Here is a 1,147-nt window from a genome sequence, read left to right as displayed (position 1 = left end):
GATATCGGGCCGTCAAGTCCCGTCCCGCTCGTTACGCTGTCCGGTTCCTCAGAAAGAACCTTAACTGAACGGCATTACCGCTTGCGCGGGCTTTTTTCATGGCGTCGCAAGCAACGCGAGGCCGCCGTCAGAACGACTCGTCAGCCGACAGGTAGCGCCATTGCCCTTGCGGCAACGCGCCGAGCATCACGCGGCCCATCCGCACGCGTTTCAGGCCGATCACTTCGAGACCGACCAGCTCGCACATGCGGCGGATCTGGCGCTTCTTGCCTTCGCGCAGCACGAAACGCAGCTGTTCGCCGTTCTGCCAGCTCACCATCGCGGGCTTCAGCGGAACGCCGTCGAGCTCGAGGCCGTGACGCAGCTTCGCGAGCGATTCCGCGGGGAAGTGCTGGTCGATGTCGATCAGCCGCTCGCCGAAGCGCACGCGCACCAGGTATTCCTTGTCGATGTCCGACTGCTCGCCGATCAGCTGCTTCGCGATCCGGCCGTTCTGCGTCAGCACGAGCAGGCCGGTCGAATCGATGTCGAGCCGCCCGGCCGGTGCGAGCGCATGCAGGTGCTGCGGCGAGAAGCGCAGTTGCGAGCGGTCGCCGCTCCACTGGTTCGCGCGCGTGATCAGCACCGATGCCGGCTCGTAGCCGTCTTCCGCCTGACCCGACACATAGCCGACCGGCTTGTGCAGCAGGATCGTCACCTGCGCGGCCTGCGCGGCGCTCGCGCGCTCGTCGATCTCGATCTTCTGGTCCGGGCGGACCTTGGTACCGAGCGTGTCGATGCGTTCGCCGTCGACGAGCACCCAGCCCTTTTCGATCCATTCGTCCGCTTCGCGGCGCGAGCACAGGCCGAGTTCGGACATGCGCTTCGACAGGCGCATCAGGCCCGTTTCGTCGCCGTGGTCGACGTCGGCGGCGCGGCGCTTGACCGGTTGTGCGGTCTTTAGCGCGGCGCCCGTCGAGTGGCGCTCGGTGTTGCTGCGCTCGCTTTCGCGTGCAGGGCGCGCCGGGCGATCGGACGACGTACGGCGTTCGCCGAAGCTGCGCTTTTCGCCAGCGCCGGCTGTCTTGTCACGATAGGGCGCACGTGCGCCGCCTTCGGCGCCTGCGCGGCGCGGACGCGCATCGTCGTCGCTGCGACGCGCCGGGCG

At 67.7% G+C, this 1,147-nt stretch carries 1 protein-coding gene; it reads right to left on the bottom strand.

Going from position 1 to position 1,147, the window contains the following annotated elements; translation table 11 throughout:
• Positions 1–127: 127 nt before the first annotated feature.
• A partial coding sequence (locus WS75_RS26510) for a pseudouridine synthase (RefSeq protein WP_156429895.1) occupies positions 128–1,147 on the bottom strand: 1,020 nt, incomplete at its 5' end.

It is taken from the genome of Burkholderia sp. FL-7-2-10-S1-D7 (assembly GCF_001524185.1).
Taxonomy (GTDB): domain Bacteria; phylum Pseudomonadota; class Gammaproteobacteria; order Burkholderiales; family Burkholderiaceae; genus Burkholderia; species Burkholderia diffusa.
This window is presented reverse-complemented; position numbering and strand designations above follow the sequence as displayed.